The sequence below is a fragment of the Bacteroides sp. An269 genome (assembly GCF_002159755.1).
Taxonomy (GTDB): domain Bacteria; phylum Bacteroidota; class Bacteroidia; order Bacteroidales; family Bacteroidaceae; genus Phocaeicola; species Phocaeicola intestinalis.
In genome coordinates this window covers 36,123-61,251 of the sequence record NZ_NFJG01000008.1, presented here as the reverse complement: position 1 = coordinate 61,251, position 25,129 = coordinate 36,123, and the positions used below count along the sequence as shown (strand labels likewise).

The following is a 25,129-nucleotide window of genomic DNA, read 5'->3' as shown; positions in this document are numbered from 1 at the left end:
CGCTCCTGTTCTTCGTCAGATAGCCCGCTATCTTCCTCATCACAGAAGCGGAAATGCCTCAAAAACTCATCCCAAATCATCGCACGATAAATTCAAAACAGCTTCTAAGCCTGCTTGGAAAAATATAATCAGAACAATAAACCAAACTATAATTTTAACCAAATTATCGAACAATGAAAAAGTTTTTCTTAAATGCGATGTTGTTTGCCGCATTGGCAAGCAGTGTATCACTGACTTCTTGTAGTGACGATGACGATCCTCAAGGCGGAGACCAAGGCGGAGGTAACGAACCTACAGAAACCGTGGAACTTTCGGGTAATGTGGAAGGAACGATGACCTTGGATGCCAATACGGAATATCTTTTGACTGGTACGCTGACTGTACCCGATGGCGCTGTTCTTGAAATTCCTGCCGGAACTACCATCAAGGCACAACAGGGCTTCGACAAATACATCATTGTGGCACAGGGCGGACGCATCAATGCCAAAGGTACGGCACAGGCTCCCATCGTGTTTACGGTAGACGATGAAAGCAAGGCTGAGCCGGGCTATTGGGGCGGTTTGATTATCAATGGTAAGGCTCCTATTTCAGGTCCTGCAGGAAGTACCGCTACCGGTGCTACCGAGGTGGACAACAACATGGCTTACGGAGGAAGTGATGCTGCCGACAATAGCGGAACATTGCAATACATCGAATTGTGGTACACCGGAGCGCGCTCAAGTGCAGACATCGAGCACAACGGTTTGACCTTAAACGGTGTAGGTAACGGTACTACCATTAACAATGTATATATTGTAGAAGGTGCCGACGATGCTATCGAGTTCTTCGGAGGTACAGTAAATGTAAGCAATTTGCTTGCTGTAAACTGTGATGACGATATGTTCGACTTTACTCAGGGGTATTCCGGTACCTTGTCTAACTGCTACGGCATTTGGGAAGAAGGTTTCACCAGCACCGAAGAAGACCCGCGCGGTGTAGAAGCCGATGGTAACATGGACGGAAATGGTCCTGACCATACACCGCAATCAGACTTCCGTATAGAGAACATGACTATCGCTAATTTCTCTGATTATTCGATGAACGATGCTATCAAGGTACGCCGCGGTGCTACAGCACACATCACCAACGCTTTGGTAATGGGTACAGGTCCTGTAGAAAACCTGATTGACGTGACCGATGGAAAAGGCGGAGCAGGTGAAGGTACTGAAATGAGTGTAAGCAATCAGTTGGCTTCGGCTACTACCGATGGCGACTTGAACGCAGAAGGCACTTACGAAGGCATCGTGATGGAGGCAGGAAATACGGGTGCCAATACCAGTGCACTGTCATGGACAGGTTATCAGTTCCCGGGCGAAACCGAAGCTCCTGCACCTGCTACGGCAACTCTTTCAGGCGATATCGCTTCGGATATGACTCTCGATGCAAATACTGAATATACACTCGAAGGTGCTGTAGTAGTGAAAGAAGGTGCTACGCTGACCATCCCTGCCGGATTGACCATCAAGGCAAAAGAAGGTTTTGGCAATTACTTGCTGGTAGAACGTGGCGGTAAGATTATGGCAGAAGGAACTGCTGAGGCTCCCATCACCTTTACGGCAGAAGATGAAGCCAATGCCGGACCGGGTTACTGGGGCGGACTGATTATCAACGGTAAGGCTCGTATCTCGGGTGTGGCAGGAACCGTAACCGAGGGTGCTACCGAGATTGATAACAACCAGCCGTATGGAGGCGATGACAATGCCGACAATTCGGGCGTGTTGCGTTATGTCAAGCTGCTTTATACCGGAGCGCGTTCGAGTGCCGATATCGAGCACAACGGACTTACACTGAATGCAGTAGGAAACGGAACGGTGATTGAAAACATTTATATTGCTGACGGTGCCGATGATGCCATCGAATTCTTCGGAGGCTCGGTAAACGTAACCGGACTGCTTGCCGTAAACTGCGATGACGATATGTTCGACTTCACTCAAGGCTATTGCGGTACGCTGAAGGACTGCTACGGACGTTGGGAAGCCGGATTCACCAGCACCGAAGAAGACCCGCGTGGTGTAGAAGCTGACGGAAATCTGGACGGAAACGGTGCAGACCACGCTCCGCAATCCGACTTCACCATCAAGAACATGACTATCGAAAACTTGTCTGAAGCAGCCGAAATGGTAGACGCTATCAAGATTCGCCGGGGTGCGAAGGCTACCATTACCAATGCGTTGGTCATCGGTACGGGTGCGGTAGATGACTTGGTTGACTTGACCGATAGCAAGGGCGATGCACAAGCAACTACAACTATCTCTGTAACCAATGAATTGACTTCGACGCTTACAGGCGATGAAATACACGGAACAGGTGAGGTTACCGTAGCCGATGGCAATACCGGAGCTTCTGCCGACCTCTTCGGATGGACAGGATATCAGTTCTGAAAATTATCCACATTCTCGTAAGGAGGATTGTCACGTAAAAAAACGCGGAGAGCATACCACCAACAAGCTCTCCGCGTTTCTTTTGTCGAAAAAAACGATATTGAAATAGGAATATATTAAAAATAAGCTACTTATAAGCATTTCTCAAAAAACGAGGTAATGACTTGGAAACAGTCACAAATTCTGCAATATGCGGTAAATTTCTGTCAAACAACTCTTGTCTTAGCGCAAAGATAGTGAAAAGCAACCAAATTCTATTACCGTTTCCCATATTTCTTTTCAAATAATTCTGTATTCTTCTCTCCCCATGCAATCATAGCATCGATGATGGGAATAAGCGTCATCCCCAACGGAGTGATAGCATACTCCGAACGAGGAGGCAGTTCAGGGTAGATGGTCTTCGATACGAGCCCGTCCTCTACCAGTTCCTTCAGTTGCAAGTCGAGCACACGAGGCGTGGCTTCGGGAAATATCTTGTGCAATTCACTGGGACGCAGGGCACGGTGGCGCAGTTCGTCCAAGATGCATGACTTCCACTTGGAATCAATCAGGCTCATGGTCAGCCGCAAGGGACAGTCCAAATCTACGGGTATCTTTCTTTCGTACATGGTTTTATCTTTATTGAATGTTACGCCTGCAAAGGTAAGGATAATATATCGTAACGGGTATATACCGAATAATTTTTCAGTATATGAATAATTTTTCGGTACTTGTGCAAACTGGAGGAATCACCTACCTTTGCAGCATCAAAACAAGATAATCAATTAAACATTAGCATCATGAGAGCAAATATCGAAGAGTACAAGGCAGTGGAAGAAGCTGCCATGAAGTTTGTGAAAAGTGTGGCAGAAGGCAACAGCAAGTATGCCCGCGAATTGTTTATTGACGAAGCCGTCTTATTCGGCTACTTGGACGGGAAGCTGGAGCACGGCAGCATCGAGCAGTTCTACCACAATGTGGACACCGTAGGCGCAGGCGATGACTTCAAGGCACGCATCGACGTGGTGGACGTAGAAGAGACCCTCGCCGTGGTGCGCGTGCTGGAAGAGAAATGGGGAGGCCGTATCGACTTCACCGACTACCTGCTGCTGATGAAGATGGACGGCGAGTGGCGGTGCGTGGCGAAGGCGTACAATCAGAATTCGAATACCATTCAAAAGTAAGGAGGAAGCGTCATGAAGATAACAGTTATTACGGGAAGTCCACGCAAGCATGGCAACAGCTTTGCCATGACGGACGCATTTATCAGGGAAGCGGAGACACTCGGCCACACGGTGCGACGATTTGATGCCGCACTGATGAAGATAGGCGGTTGCCGTGCCTGCCAGACCTGCTTCAAGACGGGCAAGGCTTGTTCGTTCGACGACGATTTCAACCTTATCGCACCTGCCATTATGGAAGCCGATGCTGTTGTATTCACCATGCCAACCTACTGGTATTCCATCCCGGCACAGATAAAGGGTGTGATTGACCGCCTGTTTTCATTCGTGGTGGGCGGAAAGGATATCGCCGGAAAGAAATGCGGACTGATAGCCTGCTGCGAAGAAAACGACGTGACGGTAATGGACGGCATCCGTATGCCGCTGGAACGTTCTGCCGCTCTGCTGAAATGGGAGATGGCTGGCGAAGTGCTTATTACCGGAGTATTGAACGAAGGTGACATCAACAAGACGGACGGCTGCAAGCAAGCGGCTGAACTGGCGCATAAATTCTGAACGTATGAAGGTATTGTTGATTAATGGCAGCCCGAATCAAACGGGCTGCACCTATACCGCCCTGCACGAAGTGGAAACCACCTTGCAGGCAAACGGCATTGAGACGGAATTGCTGTATTTAGGCAAGAAGCCCATAGCGGGCTGCATCGCCTGTGGAGCCTGCATGAATACAGGACATTGTTTCCGCGACGACCTCGTGCAAGAGATACAGAAACGGCTGGATGAATTTGATGCCATCGTCATCGGTTCTCCGGTTTATTACAGTGCACCAACGGGGCAACTCGTTTCGTTCCTGAACCGCCTGTTCTTCGCCACGGAGAACCGCATGGCGGGCAAGCTCGGCGCATCAGTAGTATCGTGCCGCCGTGGTGGAGCCTCCGCCACCTTCGAGCAATTGAATCAATATTTCACTATTGCGAATATGCCTATCGTAGCATCGCAATACTGGAACTCGGTACACGGCTTCACACCCGACGATGTGCGCAAGGACAAGGAAGGCTTGCAGACCATGCGCATCTTGGGGCAAAATATGGCGTGGTTGCTAAAGTGCATTGAAAGCGGACGGAAGAACGGCGTTCGCAAGCCGGAATATGAACCGAGAATGCGGACGCACTTCATCCAAGACAAATATGAATAACCAAACTTAACAAGAAAACTTATAGATTTTTGAGTAGAGGATGTTTCCTGTCCGATTTTGAATTTAACCAATGGGAGGATAGCAAGCGGTTTTGGTCTGCCCCAAACACAAACTTGCTACCCTCCCGTTGGCATCGTTTATAATCTCATGCCCTTGTCTCTCCTAAGCGGTTTAACAGTCCTTTTAATGGATGAGAACAGCCTGCCAAACTGTTCCTTGAACCATTCGCCAATCAGTTGCCCATTGATGGCAAGCGCAAGTTTGGATTTGTCTTTCGGGTCTTTCACCACTTGGAAGCCTGCTTCCTCGGTCGTGAACTTCCGCCTGTGCTCCTCCGAATAGAGTTCGCCCTCATAGAACAACGGCTTGCCGCTGATGAGCGTGGCGGTCTGCCGCTCGTTGAAGCCGACTTTAAGGCAGAATTTCTCCATGTACACCAACTCTTGGAACAGCGGAAACCATTTCTTGGCTTTTTGGATGATGGATTTCAGGAATGACACTTCCCTTTGGTGTTCCGCTTCCTTGTCCGCCATTTCTCTGCGGTGCTTGGCTTGCAGTTCCATCAGTTGACGGCTGTGTTCATCCTGCTGCCGCTGCATCTGTTGTTGCAACAACTCGATGCTTTCGTCACGGGCTGCAACCTCATTTTGCAGGGTGCGGTTGTCGGCTTCAAGTTCTTTCAGCTTGCCGCTTCCCAAAAGAGAACCGACCTTTGCCACAAGTGCCGTTTTCGCTTCGGTCTTGGCGGCTTCCAGCTTCTCCGACTTGATTTCCTTCCTGACTTCGGCAAGCAGCCGTTCCGCTTGTTTCTGTTCGGTCTGCAACTGCCTTACGTTGGTTTCAAGCTCTCCCGTCTGCCGTTTCAAGTCACGGTAGTATTGGGCTGTGGTGGTATGCCGTGCCTCTGACCCACGTATGCCACGATGCAAGCCGTACTTTGCCATCGCTTCAGCATAGCTATCGTGGTAGGCAACAAGCCGTTCACGGGTCAAGAGGTCATCTGCGCACAGGCGCACGGCGTTGGCTTTCTTGCGGTAGGTGCGTTTGCCCTCCGCTTGCTTCTTCCTCGCTTTCCTGCGCTCTCCCGTCACTATCGGAACGACCGTGGCATGGATATGTGGAGTGTGTTCGTCCATGTGCAGCACTGCCGAAACGGTGTTCTCCCTGCCGAACGTGCGGTGCAGCCATTGCAGGTTGTCATCGCACCATTCGGATAGTCTACCCTCGTCTTGTACTTTCACCATATCCTCATGCGTACCTGAAAGCACGATGCGGATTGCCCTCACTTGGTCGGACGTTATCTTACGCCTGATGCCAGCCGTGCGGATGCGGTGGCTTATCGCTTCGGTACGGTCTGCCACGCCATCGGGGAATTGCACCAGTTCACGGTTGAGATGGGTGCGTGTGGGGTCTGTGTTCTTGGGCGTGGTCTTGCGTTCGATATGGTCGGATGCGCCCGTGTCAGCCGACCCTTTCGCCTTGTTGATTTGGATGCTGATATATCCCATGTTCGTTTCTTGTTTTTGAGGTTGTACAAACTTGTTTGTCGGTGTCCGCCTGTCTGCGGTCATAGCCGCACGGGGCAAGCGGGGGTGTCCAGAGGGGTGCAACCCCGCTGGCTCATTGGGGTGTTTTTAGCATTAGCGTCAGCGGTGCGTGAAGAAAACGCCCTAATGAGCTATGGCTTTTTGTTCCCAAAAGCCTGAGGCGGTGTCGGTGGTTGCCGGGTGCCTTTTTCCTTCCTCCCCTTGCTCCGCTCCCCGATTTTCCCTACCTTTGCAAACGAAACAACCAGTAAAAATATGAGCATCATCAAGCCGCAAAATATATTATCCATACAAAGCCGCGACGAATTTCGCCAATGGCTCATGACGCATCATGCCATCGAGAGGGAGTGTTGGGTAAAAGTCAAGCGCGGGCGTCCTATGGACGACGGGACATTCTGGTACATCGATGCAGTGGAGGAAGCGATGTGTTTCGGCTGGATTGACAGTACTTTGAAACGGCTGGACGGCGAGGCATACCAACGGTTTGCGCCACGCACAAAAGGCAGCTTGTGGTCGGAACTGAACAAGGAGCGATGCCGGCGCATGGAGCGGTTGGGGCGCATGACAGATATGGGACGCGCCGTGCTGCCCGACATGTCGCCCGGAGGTTTCACCATCGACGATGAAATCCTGTCAGTCCTCCGGCAAGACCCCATCGTGTGGCGGAACTTCCAGAACTTCCCACCCCTATACCGGCGTGTGCGCATCGACACGATACAAATTAAGAAAAAACAACGCCCTCTCTTTGAAAGCCGCCTGAAAAAGTTCATCGACAATACCCGTCTCGGCATCATGTACGGTGAATGGAATGACAACGGGAGATTAATCGAATGAAGAATAGAAACACCCTTGCCCACGTCAAAATTTCTTTCTATCTTGCGCCCGTTCCCAGCCGGAGGGGAGAAGTCTCCGGCACAAGTCAATAACCACTCCCGAAGGCGGCCGACCTCAGTCCGGCACAGAGATACCCTTAGTCCGGCACCAAGGCTATCACCATGCCGAAGGGAGCCAAAACGCGAAAGATATGGCTTTTTACAAGAAACGTCAGCAGAAGACAAACGGGTTGTGGTATCCGCAATCCATTACCGTGGGCAAGCCTGCTTCGACCGATGAAGTGGCCGACCGCTTGTCCAAAATTTCCACCGTCAGCCGCGCCGACACCTACGCCGTGCTGAAGGACCTCGGCGGCGTGCTGGGCGACATCATGGCAAGCGGCCGCACCGTGAAGCTCGAAGGGCTGGGCACGTTCTACTACACGGCGAACACCGCGAAGCAGGGCGTGGAGTCGGCCGATGAGGTGAGCCCCAAGCAGATAACCGGCGTGCGCGTCCGCTTCATTCCCGAAACCACGCGCAATAGCAGCAATCAAGTCGTGACACGCTCGCTCGTGTCGAACAACATCTTTGGGGAAGAATGGGGCGGCACGACTGGCGGCACCACCACATCGGGCGGCTCGACAGACGACGAGGGTTACACCGAAAACCAACTGGGCTGACGGCAAGCCCGGAAATTTTCAAGAAGCACTGTCCGTCCGGGGGACGGTGCCTGAAAACTTCCGCAAGCCTTGTCCCCGTCGGGGATGGGGCTTACATTTTTCTGCAACCGCCGTTCCCGTGCGGGGACAAGGATTAAAATCTTTCTGCGCACCTGTCCCCGGCGGGGACGGGACTTAAAATCTTCCGGAGGAGTTATCCCCGTTTCGAACGGTACGGCAACCCTGCCGTACTCGTCCATCGTGATTGTTGCCCGTTCCATAGACTGTGCGTTATATGGCGAAACGTCCGCTTACCTTGCTTTCGAAAGCGGATATGTCGTTTTCAAGTTTCGTGTTGGTCACCTTCGCGTAAATTTGCGTCGTGGTGATATTCGTATGCCCCAAAATCTTGCTTACGCTCTCTATCGGCATACCGTAATTCAATGCCAAAACAGCGAATGAATGGCGGCTCAGATGGAATGAAACCGTCTTTTCTATACCGCATCTTTTAGCTATTTTCTTGATGCGCTTGTTCACCATGTCAAGCGAGCCGATATTGAACAGCCGCTTGTCAGTCCTGAACGCTTCATGCCGCTTGATAATCTGCATCGGGATGTCCATCAACTTGATTTGGAACGGTACGCCCGTCTTTTGGCGTTTCGACACAATCCACGATGCACCATTCATTTCAATGATGTTGTCGGTGGTCAGGTTCTTGATGTCCGTGAACGAGATTCCCGTCCAACAACCGAACAGGAACAGGTCTCTTGCCAATGCAAAGTTGGGATTGTCCAGCTTGATTGCACTCAACGCCTGAATTTCATCCTCCGTGAGAAAGCCACGCTCCTTGTGGTCAGGGTCAAGATGGTACATCGCAAACGGGTTTCTCGCTATCTTCCCGTTATAGTGGGCTGCGGTGACGATGTGTTTCAACGGTATGGAGTATACACACACGGATGATTGTTCCAGCCCGACTTCGTTGCGCAGGTACAGGCAGTAGTCACGGATGAAGTCCTCGGTCAGTTCGTTCATCGCTATGTCCGTCCGCTTGTATTTCTTCTTGATAAACTCCGCAACATATCTCCTGACAATGACATGTTTCAGATATGTGCGTTTGGAACGGTCTTTGCCCACCCGTTTGGCGAATGCCTCGTTCTCCTTATCAAAGGCACGCAACAATGTTTCATACTCCGTGCCTACACCTTGATAGGCATTGCGTACCATTTCTGCCGTGACAAACGCCTCACGGTCGGAAAGCCGCTGGTAGTGCTTCGTTATCTGCGCCTTGATGTTGTCAAGGGCATAATTGACCGCCACCGCCTCTCGGCTCTTGCCTTTCGCCCTGTTGCCTTTGGCATCCCAAAGTTCTTTTGAGATGCTCTGTTTGCAACTGAACTGTGCGATAGTCCCGTTGATTGTAACCCGTCCCATGATGGGGACAATTCCGTTCTTCTCTTTGCTTCCGTTTACATAAAAAACGGTCTTGAATGTACTCCTCATAATCCTTGCTTTTTGTTTGGTGCAAAATTAGTTTACGGGAGTTGTAAAGGCAGAATGTAAACCTACGCAGAACGCAGAAATAGAGACCGTTAGTGTTAAATGTGCATCAGGTGTCGGGTAATGATTTGGAAGTGCATCTATTTCTGCAATCTGCCTAAATCCGTTTTCCCGACCTTATGCCAATTTGTTCCATCCAAAGTCAAACTCTCTGACTGTCAGCGAGAATACTCAAATTTGCTTTATTCTGCGTTTTATCCTATTATTTTGTCGTAAAATCAGATACTTTTGTCATCCAGTACGATTTTTTCGGCATTACTTGCCGCATGCTACAGCAACCTTACGTCTTATCAGTCTGCGCATGGGGATACGGGCACATGTGAAAGCCCCTAGTGAGCTTGCGGTAAATACGATACCCGTAGAAAGCATGATGTCGCCGATACCCACCAACGGAGAAACAATGCCGCCAAAAGCAAAGCCTAACGCACCCAATACCGCAGATGCCGTTCCGGCATGTTGGCGTTCGGCGTTCATGGCTAAGGTGTTGGACGATGTGAATGTCAGCCCCAGTATCACCAACAGGCAGAGCAACAATGTTTCGTAAATCCAAAAGCTGCACGAGGAACCCATCGCTGCCAGCAGGAGGATGGAAACGGCCAGCATGCCCTGGCTTCCGCGATAGAGTACCAGCTCCGGATGGCGGAACCTGACAGATAATGCCGCCGAGAAGACAATTGCCAGCGCATTGGCACCGAAGCATACGCTGAACGTCATCGGCGAGAAGCCATAATGTTCTTGCATGATAAACGGGGCGGACGATATGTTGGCGAATAACACGCCCTGAGCAAACCCGAACTGCAGGATGTAGCATAAGTACTGGCGGTTACGCAAGACCGCGCCGAAACCGCGGAACACATCTGCCCAGTCTGTTTTTCTCCGGTTAGCTGCCGGAAGTGACTCGGTCAGGTGGAAGCTGCCTGCCAGAAGCAGGATGCCTATGCAGAACAAGCACCAGAAAATGCCTTGTCAGCCGATGCTTTCCGCCAGCATCCCTCCTCCCATCGGAGCAGCTACGGGAGCCACTCCGTTGATGGCGCCTATGATGCCTAACATCTTTGCCAGTTCGCGTCCGGCATATTTGTCGGCGGCTATCGAGCGCGATATCACAATCCCGCTTGCCCCGGCTATCCCCTGCACCAGCCGCCAGCCTACAAACTGCAGGGCGGTCTGCGAATATACGCATCCCAGCGTAGAAATCAGGAACAGAAACATGCCGGCAATCAGCAACGGGCGTCTCCCGTACTTGTCGCTCAGCGGTCCGAAGAACAATTGCCCCGCCGCCAGGCCTATCATGCTGGCGGTCAAGCCCAGTTGGACCATCGAAGAAGATGTGTGAAAAAAATCTGCCATCTCGGGGAAAGTAGGCAGATACATATCGGTGACAAACGGCCCGAAGGCGGTAAGCATACCCAAAAAGATTAAAATAAATACACGTGAGTTTTGTCTAGCCATTAATTATCCTTTCTTTTACCGCTGCAAAAGTACCAAAAATGTCGCGTGTACCTCTCTTGTTTGTCACACCCTTTGGCATAAAAAAACATTCTATAACAATATGAGGGGAACGGGCTTTCCCAAGCATGCAGAGGACACAGAACCCCGAGGCTTGTGCAAAGCCTTGGAATTCTGTGTGCCCTTAAAACCAATTCTCCTTGTCAGCTATCAATGATTGTAAGCCGACTCGCCGTGTTCGTAGATGTCGAGCCCTTCTTCTTCTACGCGCTTGTCTACGCGGAGCCCGATGGTAGCGTCTACTATCTTGAACAGGATGAAGGTAATGACCGCGCTGAACACGATAGATACCACGGTTGCTACAATCTGAACCCAAAGCTGGTGCCAGTCGCCGTAGAGAGCGCCTTGAACGCCGTCTTCGCCCGAAATGAAGCGGGTAGCGAATATACCGGTCAGGATAGAACCGATGATACCGCCTATGCCGTGTACGCCGAACGCATCGAGTGCATCGTCATACTTGAATTTCGGCTTGACCGCAGCTACCATGAAGAAGCATACTATCGGCGTGATGATACCGATGCAGAACGCGCCCAGCAGGTCTACCGTGCCTGCCGCCGGAGTGATTGCCACCAGTCCGGCTACGGCTCCCGTACAGGCGCCGATGGTGGTGGGTTTCTTGTTGCAGAGCCAGTCGATGACCATCCACGTGATAGCCGCCATAGCCGTTGCCACATGGGTTACGAGGAAGGCGTTTGCGGCAAGCCCGTCGGCGGCAAGCCCGCTTCCGGCATTGAAGCCGAACCATCCCAGCCACAGGAACGAAGTGCCCATGAAGACGAAGGTCACGTTATGCGGCGTAATGGGATGCCCTACCTTATAGTCCATGCGCTTGCCCAGCATAATCGCCATGATTAATGCCGAAATCCCGGCATTGATGTGCACCACCGTACCTCCGGCAAAGTCGATGGCTCCCATTTGCTGCAGGAAGCCTCCGCCCCATACCCAGTGTGCCATCGGGAAGTAGGCAAGGATTACCCACAACGTGATGAACACGATATAGCCCGAAAACTTGATACGTTCGGCAAAGGCACCCAATATCAGCGCGGGGGTGATGATGGCAAACATGCACTGGAACATCACGAATACCAGTTCGGGAATGTTGCCCGCGGTCAGCGTATCCAGGGTGATGCCGTGGAGGAACGCCTTGTCGAATCCGCCTATCACACACGCCAGCGGGTTTCCTGCATCGGCAAAGCTGGTATCGAACGCCCAGCTATACCCGAAGGCTATCCATAAGATGCTGACCACGCCTACGATGAAGAGGGTTTGCATAATGACACTCAATACATTCTTCTGGCGCACCAAGCCGCCATAGAACAGGGCAATGCCCGGAATGCTCATCAATAACACTAAGATGGAAGAGGTCAGAATCCACGCTGTATTGCCCGAATCGAGCGCGGGCATATCCGCTCCGCTTGCCTCCTGTGCCAGCAGGGAAGGCGTGGAAATCAAAAGCATAAGAATCGCCGCGGCATACCTCATCCAGCATCTGCCGCCTTTTGTATATGTATCCATAATAAAATCTCGTTTAGATATTGTATTTGTATGACTTATGTGGCTTATTTCTCTTGTTCGGCGTTATAGAGCGCAATGTCCCCCCGTTCGCCGGTACGGATGCGGATGGCGTCCTCTACCGGGATGACGAAGATGCGCCCGTCGCCTATCTCGCCCGTCTGGGCGGCTTTCAGTATCGCCTGGATGGTTTTCTCTACATTCTTTTCGCGCACCACGATGGAGAGCAGGATGCGCTCTATCGAGCTTGTGTCGTACACCACGCCGCGGTAAATGCGGCCTTCGCGGGTCTTTCCTACGCCCCGCACGTCGTAATAGGAGAACCACTCGATGTCGGCATCCAGCAATGCTTGTTTCACATCGTCGAACCGTGTTCTCCGGATAATCGCTTCAATCTTTTTCATCTTGTATTTGTATTTTGTAGTTAGTACTTTGCCAGAAATGTTATCCCTCAATCTTTTACCTCTCGTTTATCCTATCAAAAACTTAAGCCTGCCACGAAATAGGCGCCTTCTGTTGCCGGGTTCCATATCGCCTGCGCAAAGACGGGCAGGGTCCACGAATCGGTGATTTTCAGTTCCTTGGTGGCTTTAATGCCTACCTCGCTCACGGCAAATCCGTTCTTGCCTCCGTTGTAGAAATCGTTCTCCCAGGGCGTGGCGCCTACCGTGGCTTCCCAGTCAAGCCCGCCCAGACGGAAAGGAGCCGAAAGGGCGATGTATGAAGCATACGCGCGGTCGCCGTCCGAATTATACCCTACATTGCCGGCGAAATTGGTGTACCAGTTTACGGCAAGCACGCCGAAATCATATCCCACTTGCGCCTCGAACGTGTGGTTCGTGTCGTGTGCTCCGTAATGGAAATACGCCGGCCCGTTGTTGAACCAATAGTCCGTTACAGATACGCTGAACCCGCCGATGCCATACCCCAGCGTAAGGTCGAACTCTTTCGTATCTGACTTCTCGAACCCTACCGACCCCCAAGCCGAGAGCGAGAACCCTTTGTAGGCGATGGAGAGCGAGGGTTGGATGCTGACATTCCCCAAATCTTGCCCGCGCCAGATATATCCGCTCACCAGGTCGGCTCCCACACTTGCTTCCACTTTGTCTTGTGCCATCAGCACTGCTGGAGATAGTATTGCAACTGCAATCCATGCTCCTCCTTTTTTAAGTAATCCTTTCATAGTTTCCTGATTTAATCATTCATACCATTTAAACTAACACATTTACAGTTGTTATCCCGGATAAACATCTTTTTGTTTTTATTACACTGCAAATTTATGTCTTTTTGTTTTTGTTTTAAGCTGAATGAGTGCACTTTTTAAGCATAATAGCTTGTTGTGTTTTAAATTGAAAGGATTTTCTATATAATGTGTTGCAAAATGAAAAATATTTTGATGAATTGTGGACGAAATGAAATCAAATAAAGATTTAATGTAAGTAAAAAGATTCAGTATTCCTTGTTTTGTTTTCTTTTTGTTTCTTGTGGGTGAGATTTTGTGTGCAAAAAGAAATGTCAGAAACTGTTTTGAATTTATTGTGTACTGATTTGGAATATGTTTTTGAGAACCCTTCCCGACCTTCCATTATGGGGGGAGGCTGGGAAGGGATGTAATGAGGAAGATAGCGGGTTGTTTGTTTTTTACCTGTTTCCCATATTTATTCGTCGGTAAGTTTCCGGGTCATCATGAGCTATCCCTTCTTCGTCCAATTCGTCAAGAATCATTGTGTCGGATGTTAATTCAACAATTAGAAAAGCTTCCTCATAATTACCGTATTCGTCTGTCCATGAAATATACAAACGGTCTCCATTTAGATAGTAAGTGCCATACTCATCTTCAGAAACAACCTGTCCATCGCTCATAAATATCCATATGCGGGAAGTATGAATTTCAGATTGCCATGCGCCTACAATCGAACTTTCAAGGTCATTATCATCATCCGAGCAGCTTACTGCCATCAATGCCATAACAGTAAATAGCCAAAATAATCGAATTGTTTTCATAAGTATTAAGATTAAAGAAGGTGTGCCGAAATAGGATTTGGCACACCTTACTCTTTGTTTGGTTTATATATCAGAAGTTTAGTCCCAATGTAATGGAAGTGGTTGCGAATTTTGTTTTTTCGGCTATCTCGTTGAAGTCGGTTCCATATTCTACTCCTACATGTAGTACACGGTAATCAAATCCTACACCAAGATGCCAGCCGGCTTGGAAGCGTCCCCAAGCTTCGTTGTCCATATCGTCATCGTCAAACAAATTCCAATCTTCCGAATCTGTATTACCGTCATAACTTATCTCGTATTTGTTTTTACCAAGCAAATTAATGCGAAAATCCAATCCGAAATAAGGACTGATAGAAAAATCATCTGTGATGTTGAACCGATACAATAAATTTACAGGAATATTCAGCGACAACATGTTGTATTTGTCAGAATAGCTGGCTTCATATCCGCCATAAGAATCAGATTCTTCGTCCTTATAGCTTCTGTACTGAACGCCTGCACCTACCTCCATGTACAAGGGTAACTTTTGGGTAAGCCCGAAGCCTCTTAACCAACCAACGGTCAATCCTTTGAATTTTATATCATCCGCATCGTCATAATCAAATTTCAACTTTGAAGGATTGTACGATACATAGATGCGATTCCATCCGCTAGTCTTTACGGAAGTGACATCAAATGAACTGCTGTTTGATGTGCTACTGGATGTGCCTGAATTAACGAACTGTGCAGAAGCACTGGTTGCCAAGCCTATAAAAGCCAACAACACAAATAACTTAAACTTTTTCATGATACATAAATTTAAAAGGTATTAGTAATTAAAGTTCATTCGCCAGATATTGGCTGTACCTGAGGTACTTCCACGTTGGGAAATAAAATAGATGTATTTCCCGTCTCTGCTCCATACGGGGCTGAGGTCATCGGCGGCATGGTAGGTGAGTTGTGTCATGTCCGTGCCGTCTGTTCTTGCTACAAATATGTCGGTATTCAAATAAGTGAATGTCCCTGATGTTATTTTGCTGCTTCCTACAAACAACAGCCATTTCCCATCGGGTGAAATTATTGGAGAAGTGAAACTTCGTTCGGGGTCAGAGATAATGCATTCCTCTGTGCCTGTATGATAATTTATTTTCCATATTTCGCTTTTTCCTGCTGCATTGGGACGGGTACATACAAATGCTTGTTCTGATTTTACAGGATACGGATTCATGCCACTGGTGAATGTTGAAAGGAAATTGTTTTGTACATTATAACTCCAGATACTGACACTTTTCAGCTCTTGTCTGGCAAAGAATATTTGTGTCATGTTTGTTGAATAAACGGGGGAATAATCTTGACTTCCACTGGTGATTTGCCGACACACATATCCCTCTTTGGCATCGGTGCGGAATATCTGGTTTGTTCCCCCGCGAGTTTCTGAAAAACAAATGTATTTTCCATCGGGTGAATAAGAAAAGTCCAGCACAGCCGAACGATTGGTTCGTTGTACAGAACCTCCTTGTTTGTTTAAATCTTTTATAAAGATGTTGGTCGTGTTGTTGCGTGCTGAAAGATAGGCGATATGTTGCCCGTCGGTTGAAGTGTCTAATATGCGATTGGAGAGCCAGTCAATGCGTTTGTTCCCGTTCCGTTTTACGATGGGCATACATACACAATCGGCATCTGATGTGATACGGATGAATTGGTTACTGGATTCTTCTGGAACTGAAACTACGGAGTAGTCTACTTGTTGTGCTTGGATATATCCGCCGAATCCGGTGAAAATGCATATGCTTGTCAATATAATTTGCTTTACTTTGTTGTTCATATTTTGTGTGTTTGACTGTTTAGATATACAAAGAAAAAAATATATATTAACAAAATGAAGTAAAAGTGTCCCCAATAAGTGTATATGTTTATATATTGGGGACATTTTACTTTAATTCATTCGAATAGCTGGCAAAGAAATCGTGCTTTAATAAAATGGAAATGCGCAATAACAAATCAGTGTCGATGGATTTCTTGTCGTATATTTTGTATACATTTGTTCTGCAATACGACAATTCTCTGGCCAGCCAAGATACTGTTTTTCCTTGTTTGTCCATTTCTTGTTTGATGAGTTGACCGATATGCATTGTTTTCATATATAATTAAGGTATAACAAAAATATAGGTAAACATTAAAAAAGATATGGGAATCTGTTTTCCGGTTTGTCTTGTTTCTTGAGAGTTTGCGTTATTCCCTTAGGAAAAGACAAGTATGAATGTCTTCATTCCGGAAAGATTGACATATCTTCATTTTGTTATCTTTTATCAGTTATGTTTTGCAATTATACTCTGCGCGGTATGGATTTGTGCATTTTTGTTGATGTTGTCACGGAACACAAGGGCTCACAGGCAACACTGCAAAGACAATTCCTTTTTTGTTTTTACAATATTCAGGAAGTAAAAGATAAACGCATGAAAAATATCTTTCTTTACATGTAATACCGTCTGCCATTATTCATAGTAATTGGTTAGACATAACAAAGATATAAGTAATCATGGAAAATTCAAAATTTTCATACATGCAATTTGTCAAAAACGGAATTTTTTTCATACATTTTTCCTATATGCTGGAGGAAATGTATGATAAGATGGTGTGCTGAAATAGGATTGAACTATCAAAAAGTATGTCTGGAGGAGCATAGCGAAGGATTTCGTATGCATCGGTTTATGTTTTCGAAATCCTTCACTGTGCTGGCAGTGATAAAATGAAAGCAGACTTTTATTTTGGTGCGGCTTCATGTCAGTAGTTCGGTTTCAGGTCCTACTTGGTTGTTCGTGGGTCTCGCGTTTCCATTGTTCTATCGGCATGCTATAGAGCCAGGAGGTTTTCTCCTCTTTGCGTTCTACGAAATAGACGTACGAGATATCGTTTTCCACAATATGGATGTTGTCGTTGGGCGTCACTACAAGGAGTTGGAGATGGAGTTGCTTGCACAGGGTGATGAGGTAGCGTGCCTTGTCTTCGTCCTGTGCCTTGAATGCCTCGTCGATTGCCACGAACCGGAACGAATCACTTTGCAATCCACTTTTGGTAAGTCCGAACTGGTAGGCAATGGCGGAACCGAGGATGGTATACGTCAGCTGCGCTTTTTCTCCTCCCGAAAGGTGTCCCATATTCTCATAGGTGGTTTCCTTGTGTCCGCTCTGGCGGTTGAATTCTTCTGCTTTGTAGGTGAACCAGAAGCGTACGTCCATAACTTTGGCTCGCCATTCCTCGTCTGCCAGACGGCTCATAAACGGTTCTACGTGTTCGTAGAAGTGTATTCGCCTGCCGTCGGATGTGGCATTGATTTTCTGTACATTCGGAACCGCTTCGTCCATAAGCCGTCTGAACTCGCTGGCTTCTTCACTGATTTGTGTAAGGGCGGTGAGCTGGATGTAGGTAACGGGACGCATCCGGTAATCGATGGCTTTCAACGAGTCATTGAGCATATCGATGTTGCTCTTGATGGTATGCATCCAGTTGATGAAGAACATCCGGAACTCGCCCACTTTATCGGTGAGTGTCTTTTGCAGATAGCCGTCGAATTGCTTTTCGTACTTGGGCAGGTTTTCTTTTTCCAGCCTTTCCAGCATTTGCCGGTAGGCGTCTATCAGTTCGATATGAGTGGCATCAGGCAAAGTGTCTACATCGGCACGCCAGTCTTTAAAACGGGTGAGGATATCCTCATCGGGATGCTTGAAGGCGGTAATTTTCACTTTTGCCTCGTCTTCGTATCCGCGTTTTTCCGTTTCCAGTTTTTTGCGCTCACGTTCGTTCTTTGCCTGGAACTTGCCGCGCTCTTGTTTCAATTGGTCGTAAGAAAGTTCGCACAAGTAGGCATAATTCTTTTCGAAATCAGTGAAGAGTAATGACCGGATGGACGAAATTACCCGTTGGTTTTCGTCTATTTCCCGTTGCAACTGTTCGATGCGGTATTCGGCATGAATCATTTTCCGGGTGTGTTCCGGAATGTCAGTCACCGAGAGGCGGTGCTGTTCTTCGTGTACATTTTCCAGTTGTGTCTGGAGGGTGTGCAGATGGTCATTCCCTTTTTCCAAGGCTTCTTTTTCTTCCTGTTTGCGTTGGATTTCGCCTACGAAGCTTTGCCAGTCTATTTTCTTGAAGTCAGGGAATAAGTCTACCAATCGGCGGTGCAAGGCACACCGGGCTTCTCCTTCTGCAGCTTCTTGCCGGATGCGGTCTATCTCTCGTGCAAGCGTGGCGTCCTGTTCCTGAAGTTGGAGCAATTCTTGTTGCAAGAGACGTATCTTTTCTTTATTCTCCCAGCCCAGAACAAAATTCTCACGGCGCAAGATGTGTGGACGATCGTCTTTCTCGTGGCGTTCGCCGGCAAATTTGACCAGTCCTTCGCGGGTAACCACTTTTTCTCGGTAACGCTCGAATGCGGACAGTGTATCGGCACATGTGTAGTTGTATTTTTCCAGAATCATGTCGCGCACCCATTCTTCGTATTCGCTATCGGGACGGATTTCAATCTTGTCGATGACTTGTCCTTCTTCGCCAGCGGAAAGCTGGTACGTCTGCATACCGGCAAGCGAACCTGAGGGCGTATAGCGGTAGAACATCACCCGTCCTTTCAAGTTGGTGGTATTTACGTATTCGTTGACCTGATGGTAATATTTGTCGGGCACAATAAGGTGGAGTGCGAAGTGGTGCAGGATTTTTTCCAGTGCTATTTCCCATTCTTTTTCGTCTTCAGCCACCCGGCATAATTCGCCAACGAAAGGAATTTCTTCTTTCGAAGCTCCTGTATGCGCTAAAATGGCGTCACGGATTTCGGTTTCGCGCAAGGGAATGTTGTTCTTGTTTTTCTGGAGCATTTCTACTGTGTGTACCAGCTCTTCTACCTGCTGTGCCAGTTTTTTCTGTTCATTTTCTGTCTGGACTTGTTTTCGGATACATGTTTCCTTGGTTTCCGTCCATTCTTCAATCTGTTGTGCAGCCTGGGCCCGCTGGGCATTGAAGGTCTTTTCGTCGGGGTTGGGTGAGAATCCGGATTTGCTGGCAAGTTCGTTGTAAGTGTCCATTGATGCCATTCGCTCGTTGCGCACTTTTGAGAGGCGTTCGATGTCAGTTTCCAATTCTTTCAGTTTACGTCCGACTTCGTCTTTCTCGATGGCAAGCGAGAGTGTGCGTTCTTCCTGCTTCAGTTTTTCTTCACGCTGGCGCAGGTGTGCGATTTCGGTTTCCAGTTTTTCTTTTTCCTTCATTGCCACATCGAGTTTCTCCTTGGCAAGGTCTATCAGTTGTTTGGCAAACCAATAGACAGCTGTGTCTTTGTCGGTCATCAGCTGGTGAAGCCGTTCGTCGGCACTTTCTATTTGGGATGCCAGGCTGGCTATCGGCTGGAGCATCTCTATTTGGGTGCGTGCTTTCTCAATGTTGACTTTGGCGTCTATCAGGGTAGTAAAACTATCTTTCAGTTGTAGGTACTGGGATTCGGCATCGTGTTCTTCCAGCATATTGATGCGGATAAATTCATCGAGGTCGTCAAGCACTTTCACGCCCACAATCTGGTTGAACAGGCTCAGTGCCTTGACCGAACGCATACCGAACAGTTGGGTGATGCGCTCGGCATAGCCTACTGGTCCGTCGAAGAACTCAACCAGCGTGCGTGCTCCTTTGTAGGATGCCTCCAGCCTGCGCCGCCATACACCTTTGCCATCGAAGGGCTGAAAGTCTTTTTGTATTTCCAGGGGGACATGGGCAAGCCCGAAACTACGTCTCAGTTCTCCACCCGAGAACCAGCGCACCTGGAAGATGGTAACTACCCGCTGGTCTGTATTCGAAAACGAGGCGAGCAGCACCGAGTAGGCGCTTTTGTCACGTAAGGCTTGCGTGGTGACTCCCCGTTCACCTTCTTTCTGTATATTACCGTAATGTCCCAGTACATAGGTTTCTTCGGTACGGTTCCCTTTCTTTTCCACGCCCGAAGACTGATTATAGAAACGGTCTTTCTTAGCTGGCACCAGTAAAGTGAGCAACGCATCGATGATGGTGCTTTTGCCCGAAGCATTGGCTCCGGTAAGCAAGGCATTGTTGCCTTGTGGGGCAAGTCGGAAGATGCGTTCGTGGAATGTGCCCCAGTTATAGATTTCCATATAGTCGAGGCGGAACCCCGCCGTATCCGAAGATGTACTAAACAGATTCAACATAGCTTTCGAGTTTCTTTTTAAATTCTACCAATTGGTCGAGTGTGACCTTTTCTTTGATAATGCGGTGGATTTGATAAAAGGTACGCCCTTCTTGCTCTCTTTCTATCAGGAACCCCAGTTGCACCATACGGGCGATGTACGAGTCAAGTTCGTTTAAGAGCTTGACACGGTTGAAGCGTTCGGGGAGGAACAGTTCGATGCGTTCTTTCAGTTCCTTGCCGGTGATGTAGCATGCGGTGGTATATAGCTCGTCAAGGTTGCTGTCGAATTCTTCGAGCACCTCACGGAGGATGATGGCGAGCACTGAACATTCGAACCCCAGCGGCTTGCGGGGCACCAGTCCCAGGGTATTGCCACTCTCGTCGGTCATCTGTTTCAGGTAAGCGAATCCTTCGTCGCGTTTTACAATCAGTTCCAGCCCGATTTGTGAAATATATTTCTGGATTTCTGTCTGGTAATGTAACAGGTCGTTCCAGCATCGGTCGGTGGTATTTACCGGACCTTTCAACAGGCAGACCACTGCCCGTGCGTATGGGGAAATGTAAGATTCTAAGTTCATTCGTTTTTGAGTTTTAAGTTCTTGGGTTTTGGAGTTTGGGCTTACCACAGAGGAAATAATTGAAATACTCAGTGTCCTCTGTAAACATGCACTTCATCGCACGACAATGATTTCGGGAATAACAATTGCTTTGTGCTGTGTTTCGTCGAACGTTACGGTCTGTGTCCGCTCGGCATGGATGATATGCCGGAAATCGCGTATTACACTGATGTAGCCGAATAATTCCGACAAGCCCTGCTGCAAGCCACCATTTTCCTGGATGACATCGCCTAATGTAGTCTGACGCTTGTGTCGCAAGGCATGCTGAATGTGTTGTTTCAATGTGCGTCGGTCTATACGGTTTTGCACGAACAGGTTCTCTGCCGAATGGGCTTCGCTGATGTCCGAACTTGCCATTTCCAATGCTTGTCGATAGATGACTTCTACGTTTCGTTCCAAGGTAAGTTTCCGTTCCAGAGGCATATTGATATCAGGTAGTGTTTCTACTTCCAGCGATACATCGGGCGTGATGCCTTTTTGTGCCAATGCTAACAGGGACGACTGGATGTCGGTTATCACCCGTTGGGTGGCAATGGTAGGTATCGTTCCGTTTTCGCAGATGATGCGGCTTAGTTTCTCTGCCATCTTGTCATTTGCCTGATATACTTTTTTCCCGGCGGAATAGAGGTATTGCTTCATATTTTTCAGGAAGGTGTCGTTCACCTCCAACCGCTTGTCGTCCAGCGTGTCGTAGAGGTGTTCCACCAGTTCATCCCATGTGTGTTGTAATGAAGGGGTCAGCAGGAAATCCCAAAAGGCATAAAAGCTTTTGCCTTGCGGACTCTGTTGTAGGTTTGCCAAGGCATCGAAGGTAAAGCCCAGGATGTCACCTTTTGAATATGCTCCATCGGCATGTCGGCGGTAGATGTCCTTGGTAATGCTTTTAAAGTTTTCTTCTACCTCTTTGAAGTCGGAAAGCAATTCTTTTGCCGACTGGCTGATTTGCTTGAAGCGAGGCAATATCTGGTATTCCTCGAATATCTGTGCGTCACCTCCTGCACGGATGGACTGAATCTGGTGTTCTATCTCGCGCTTTTTCTCTTCCAGCATCCGTATGCGCTCTTCCTTGTCTTCGTTGGTAAACTCTACCAGTTCCTTCAGTTGTCCGAAGAGATTCATGAATTTCGATTCCGTGCCCACGAATTCCTCACGTTTCAGGCTCAGCAGCCAGTCGATGGTTTTGCTGGTAAAGAGTGATAGCTCGTAAAATACTTCGCCTGTTTCTTCCTGATAGTTGCGCAAGAATCCTTTGTCGGTCCACCGTTGGATGTATTTGCCTGCCTTTTCCTCGAATGAATCGAATTCTGTGATGCCGCTTTCTTCGTCCTGTTCTAGTCGTACAGCGCTCAGGTAGTCGGCCAGTTGCATGCGTAAGGATTCGAAAGGCACGGCGGTCTGCCTATGATAGAACATTTTGAAAAGAAATAGGATAATCAGTTGCCGGTTGCGCAAGCGGAGCAGTTCCACGCAAGGCGAAGTTCGCAGGATTTCGGATAACACTTCAGTTTGTAACGCCATTCTTATTTTCAATTAGTGTGCAAAATTACAAACTTCTTGTGGAAATCAATGGCAGTGCTTGTGGAAAATTTTAAGGACTTCCGGAGAATATCCTATTCATATATCACCACAGAGGCCATGGGTAAAATGATTTCAGTGTGTCCTCTGTGGTGAATCGGTGTATCAGATACAGTTGAGGCAGGGTTATTCCGCCAGCGTGAAGTCGAGCTGCTTCTTCTCCAGGTTGGCGCGTGCCACCTTGATTTTCACCGGGTCGCCCAGGCTGAACTTGCGGTGATGGCGGCGTCCGATGAGGCAGTAATTTTTCTCGTCGAACTCGTAGTAATCATCGCCCAAGTCGCGCATCGGCACCATGCCTTCGCACTTGTTCTCGTTGATTTCCACGTAGATGCCCCATTCGGTGACGCCCGAGATGACACCGTCGTACACGTTGCCGATACGTTCGCCCATAAACTCTACTTGTTTGTACTTCACGGAGGCGCGTTCGGCGCTTGCCGCGGTCTGCTCCATGGCGGAGCTGTGGTCGCACAATTCCTCGTACTTGTCGGCTTGGGCGGTGCGACCTCCGGCTTCGTAGCGGGTGAGGAGGCGGTGCACCATCAGGTCGGGATAGCGGCGGATGGGCGAGGTGAAGTGGGTGTAATAGTCGAACGCCAGCCCGTAGTGCCCGATGTTATGGATGGAGTAGCGGGCTTTCTGCATGGCGCGGAGCGATACCGTCTCGATGAGGTTCTGCTCTTTCTTGCCCGACACGTCGCTGAGCAGGCGGTTGAGCGAGCGCGACACTTCGGTCTTGCTTCCCCCCGTGCGTATCTTGTAGCCGAAGCGGGCGATGAACTGGTTCAGGTTTTCCAGCTTCATCGGGTCGGGCAGGTCGTGGATACGGTAGGGGAATACTTTCGGCTTCTTGTTTTTGGGCACTTTGCCGATGTGTTCCGCCACGGTGCGGTTTGCCAGCAGCATGAATTCCTCTATCAGCTTGTTGGCTTCTTTCGATTGTTTGAAGTACACGCTCAGCGGCTTGCCTTTTTCGTCGATTTCGAATTTCACTTCCACGCGGTCGAAGTCGATGGAGCCTGCTGCCATGCGCCGTGCGCGGAGCTGCTGGGCGAGGCGGTTCAGTTCCAGTATTTCGTAGGTATAGTCGCCCGTTCCGGTCTCGATGATGGCTTGCGCCTCTTCGTAGGTGAAGCGGCGGTCCGACTTGATGACCGTGTGGCGGATGCGGTAATCCTTCACTTCGGCGTTGTCGTTGAGGGTGAAGATGACCGAGTAGGCGAGCTTCTCCTCGTTGGGGCGGAGCGAGCAGATGAAGTTGCACAGGCGTTCGGGAAGCATCGGGATGGTGCGGTCGACCAGGTATACCGAGGTGGCGCGCTTCACGGCCTCCTTGTCGATGGCGCCGCCTTCCTTCACGTAGTGCGACACGTCGGCGATATGCACGCCCACTTCCCACAGCCCCGGCTTCAGCGGGCGGATGGAGAGGGCGTCGTCGAAGTCTTTCGCGTCCTTGGGGTCGATGGTGAAGGTGGTCACGGTGCGGAAGTCCTCACGCTCGGCATAGTCCTCGGGGGTGATTTCCGCCGGGAGCTTCTCCGCCGCGGCTTCCACCGATGCCGGATAGGTATAGGGCAGCCCGTATTCCGCCAGGATGGCATGCATCTCGGTATTGTTGTCGCCTGCCTTGCCCAGCACGTCCACTACTTCGCCGAAAGGATTCTTCGCCTCGTCGGGCCACTCGGTGATGCGCACCACCGCCTTGTCGCCGTTCTTTCCGCCTTTCAGCTTTTCCTTCGGGATGAAGATGTCGTTTGCCAGCGTGCTCGATTCGGTGAGCAGGAAAGCGTAGTTCTTGGTCACTTTCAGCGTGCCTACGAAGGTGGTTTTGGCGTGTTCCAGGATTTCGATGACCTGCCCTTCGGGTTCTTTGCGCTTGCGGCGTGCACAAAGGCTCACTTTTACCCTGTCACCGTTCATGGCGTGTGCCGCGTTGCGTTCGGCGATGAAGATGGGTTCTCCTCCGTCATCGGGCGTAAACGAGTTCTTACCGTTGCTTTTGCGCTGGAAGATACCGGTCAGCACTTGTCCTTTATCGTTCAGTTTATATTGTCCGTCTTCGGTTTTGATGAGGAATCCGTCCTCAGCCATTTCTTGCAGGATATCCGTGCAGAGCATTTTCAAGGGGTGTGTAGTGAGTTTCAACCCCCTGAACAATTGTTTCAGCCCGAAGGCCTGTCCTGCCCGCAGTTGGAAATAACTGATGAGCAGTTCGGCGAGTTCTTTTTTCTTCATGCGTTTCCCGCCTTTTTTTTCTTTCTTCTTCTTAGCCATAGTCGGTAGTTTTTTTTCTTCCTACAAAGTAAAGAAAATAAATGGAATCTTGTTTGTTTTGAGGCATTTTTATTTAGATAGTCTTCAATCGTGGCAGATATTCATGAAGGCTAATTGTAATTGTA

General features: G+C 49.0%; 20 protein-coding genes and 3 pseudogenes. 7 read left to right on the top strand and 16 right to left on the bottom strand.

Annotation, left to right across the window (positions count from 1 at the left end; genetic code table 11):
* Window positions 1-173: 173 nt before the first annotated feature.
* A pseudogene (locus tag B5F71_RS03480) lies at window positions 174-1,346 on the top strand (hypothetical protein); the annotation flags it as partial.
* Between the two features lie 39 nt (window positions 1,347-1,385).
* Window positions 1,386-2,420: pseudogene (locus B5F71_RS20940) on the top strand (hypothetical protein); the annotation flags it as partial.
* 257 nt (window positions 2,421-2,677) lie between these two features.
* Here the strand turns inward: B5F71_RS20940 and B5F71_RS03475 are convergent.
* Window positions 2,678-3,028, bottom strand: a complete 351-nt coding sequence (locus tag B5F71_RS03475; protein ID WP_021928858.1) for a helix-turn-helix domain-containing protein — start codon at window positions 3,026-3,028, stop codon at window positions 2,678-2,680.
* A 171-nt stretch (window positions 3,029-3,199) separates the two neighbouring features.
* Here B5F71_RS03475 and B5F71_RS03470 point away from each other — a divergent pair, with 171 nt between their 5' ends.
* From B5F71_RS03470 to B5F71_RS03460, 3 genes are read left to right on the top strand one after another with little or no spacing between them, the layout of a single operon-like run.
* Window positions 3,200-3,583, top strand: coding sequence for a nuclear transport factor 2 family protein (locus tag B5F71_RS03470; RefSeq protein WP_021928857.1), 384 nt, complete (start codon window positions 3,200-3,202; stop codon window positions 3,581-3,583).
* A gap of 12 nt (window positions 3,584-3,595) precedes the next feature.
* Window positions 3,596-4,135 (top strand): flavodoxin family protein, encoded by a 540-nt coding sequence (locus B5F71_RS03465; protein ID WP_087207705.1) that lies wholly within the window; start codon window positions 3,596-3,598, stop codon window positions 4,133-4,135.
* A gap of 4 nt (window positions 4,136-4,139) precedes the next feature.
* A complete protein-coding gene (locus B5F71_RS03460) occupies window positions 4,140-4,772 on the top strand; it encodes a flavodoxin family protein (RefSeq protein WP_021928855.1) in 633 nt (210 codons plus the stop codon).
* Between the two features lie 137 nt (window positions 4,773-4,909).
* On the opposite strand, the gene mobV is transcribed toward B5F71_RS03460, so the two are convergent.
* The gene (mobV, locus tag B5F71_RS03455; protein WP_087207703.1) at window positions 4,910-6,280 is read right to left on the bottom strand and encodes a MobV family relaxase; all 1,371 of its coding nucleotides are present in this window, start codon (window positions 6,278-6,280) and stop codon (window positions 4,910-4,912) included.
* Between the two features lie 303 nt (window positions 6,281-6,583).
* Between mobV and B5F71_RS03450 the strand changes: the two genes are divergently transcribed.
* Both B5F71_RS03450 and B5F71_RS03445 read left to right on the top strand, forming a co-directional pair.
* Window positions 6,584-7,153, top strand: coding sequence for a YdeI/OmpD-associated family protein (locus B5F71_RS03450; protein ID WP_087207711.1), 570 nt, complete (start codon window positions 6,584-6,586; stop codon window positions 7,151-7,153).
* A 190-nt stretch (window positions 7,154-7,343) separates the two neighbouring features.
* A complete protein-coding gene (locus B5F71_RS03445) occupies window positions 7,344-7,814 on the top strand; it encodes an HU family DNA-binding protein (protein ID WP_087207701.1) in 471 nt (156 codons plus the stop codon).
* Here B5F71_RS03445 and B5F71_RS03440 read toward each other — a convergent pair.
* The 14 genes and pseudogenes from B5F71_RS03440 to rnr all read right to left on the bottom strand — a co-directional run bounded on the left by B5F71_RS03440 (window position 7,790) and on the right by rnr (window position 25,004).
* Entirely contained in the window at window positions 7,790-8,074 is a 285-nt protein-coding gene (locus tag B5F71_RS03440) for a hypothetical protein (protein ID WP_143269838.1), read from the bottom strand. The genes B5F71_RS03445 and B5F71_RS03440 overlap by 25 nt on opposite strands.
* 10 nt (window positions 8,075-8,084) lie before the next feature.
* Window positions 8,085-9,293, bottom strand: coding sequence for a site-specific integrase (locus B5F71_RS03435; RefSeq protein ID WP_087207695.1), 1,209 nt, complete (start codon window positions 9,291-9,293; stop codon window positions 8,085-8,087).
* A gap of 312 nt (window positions 9,294-9,605) precedes the next feature.
* Window positions 9,606-10,802: pseudogene (locus tag B5F71_RS03430) on the bottom strand (multidrug effflux MFS transporter).
* 207 nt (window positions 10,803-11,009) lie between these two features.
* Window positions 11,010-12,374, bottom strand: a complete 1,365-nt coding sequence (locus B5F71_RS03425; protein WP_206423821.1) for an ammonium transporter — start codon at window positions 12,372-12,374, stop codon at window positions 11,010-11,012.
* A gap of 44 nt (window positions 12,375-12,418) precedes the next feature.
* Window positions 12,419-12,775, bottom strand: a complete 357-nt coding sequence (locus tag B5F71_RS03420; protein WP_013618448.1) for a P-II family nitrogen regulator — start codon at window positions 12,773-12,775, stop codon at window positions 12,419-12,421.
* 74 nt (window positions 12,776-12,849) lie between these two features.
* Window positions 12,850-13,554, bottom strand: coding sequence for a hypothetical protein (locus B5F71_RS03415; RefSeq protein ID WP_022040779.1), 705 nt, complete (start codon window positions 13,552-13,554; stop codon window positions 12,850-12,852).
* Between the two features lie 458 nt (window positions 13,555-14,012).
* Window positions 14,013-14,375, bottom strand: a complete 363-nt coding sequence (locus tag B5F71_RS03410) for a hypothetical protein (protein WP_022040778.1) — start codon at window positions 14,373-14,375, stop codon at window positions 14,013-14,015.
* 70 nt (window positions 14,376-14,445) lie between these two features.
* Entirely contained in the window at window positions 14,446-15,162 is a 717-nt protein-coding gene (locus B5F71_RS03405) for an outer membrane beta-barrel protein (RefSeq protein WP_022040777.1), read from the bottom strand.
* A gap of 21 nt (window positions 15,163-15,183) precedes the next feature.
* The gene (locus tag B5F71_RS03400; protein ID WP_087207691.1) at window positions 15,184-16,179 is read right to left on the bottom strand and encodes a PD40 domain-containing protein; all 996 of its coding nucleotides are present in this window, start codon (window positions 16,177-16,179) and stop codon (window positions 15,184-15,186) included.
* Window positions 16,180-16,285: 106 nt separating this feature from the next.
* Window positions 16,286-16,495 carry an XRE family transcriptional regulator gene (locus tag B5F71_RS03395; RefSeq protein ID WP_204246982.1) on the bottom strand — a complete coding sequence of 70 codons (210 nt, stop codon included), beginning with the start codon at window positions 16,493-16,495 and terminating at the stop codon, window positions 16,286-16,288.
* 657 nt (window positions 16,496-17,152) lie between these two features.
* Window positions 17,153-20,557, bottom strand: a complete 3,405-nt coding sequence (locus tag B5F71_RS03390; protein WP_087207687.1) for an SbcC/MukB-like Walker B domain-containing protein — start codon at window positions 20,555-20,557, stop codon at window positions 17,153-17,155.
* Window positions 20,541-21,116, bottom strand: coding sequence for a DUF4194 domain-containing protein (locus tag B5F71_RS03385; protein WP_022040772.1), 576 nt, complete (start codon window positions 21,114-21,116; stop codon window positions 20,541-20,543). The genes B5F71_RS03390 and B5F71_RS03385 overlap by 17 nt, the downstream gene beginning before the upstream one ends.
* 93 nt (window positions 21,117-21,209) lie before the next feature.
* Window positions 21,210-22,673: a DUF3375 domain-containing protein gene (locus B5F71_RS03380; protein WP_087207685.1), complete on the bottom strand. Its 1,464-nt coding sequence runs from the start codon at window positions 22,671-22,673 to the stop codon at window positions 21,210-21,212.
* A 183-nt stretch (window positions 22,674-22,856) separates the two neighbouring features.
* Window positions 22,857-25,004: a ribonuclease R gene (gene rnr / locus B5F71_RS03375; protein WP_022040770.1), complete on the bottom strand. Its 2,148-nt coding sequence runs from the start codon at window positions 25,002-25,004 to the stop codon at window positions 22,857-22,859.
* Window positions 25,005-25,129 lie beyond the last annotated feature (125 nt).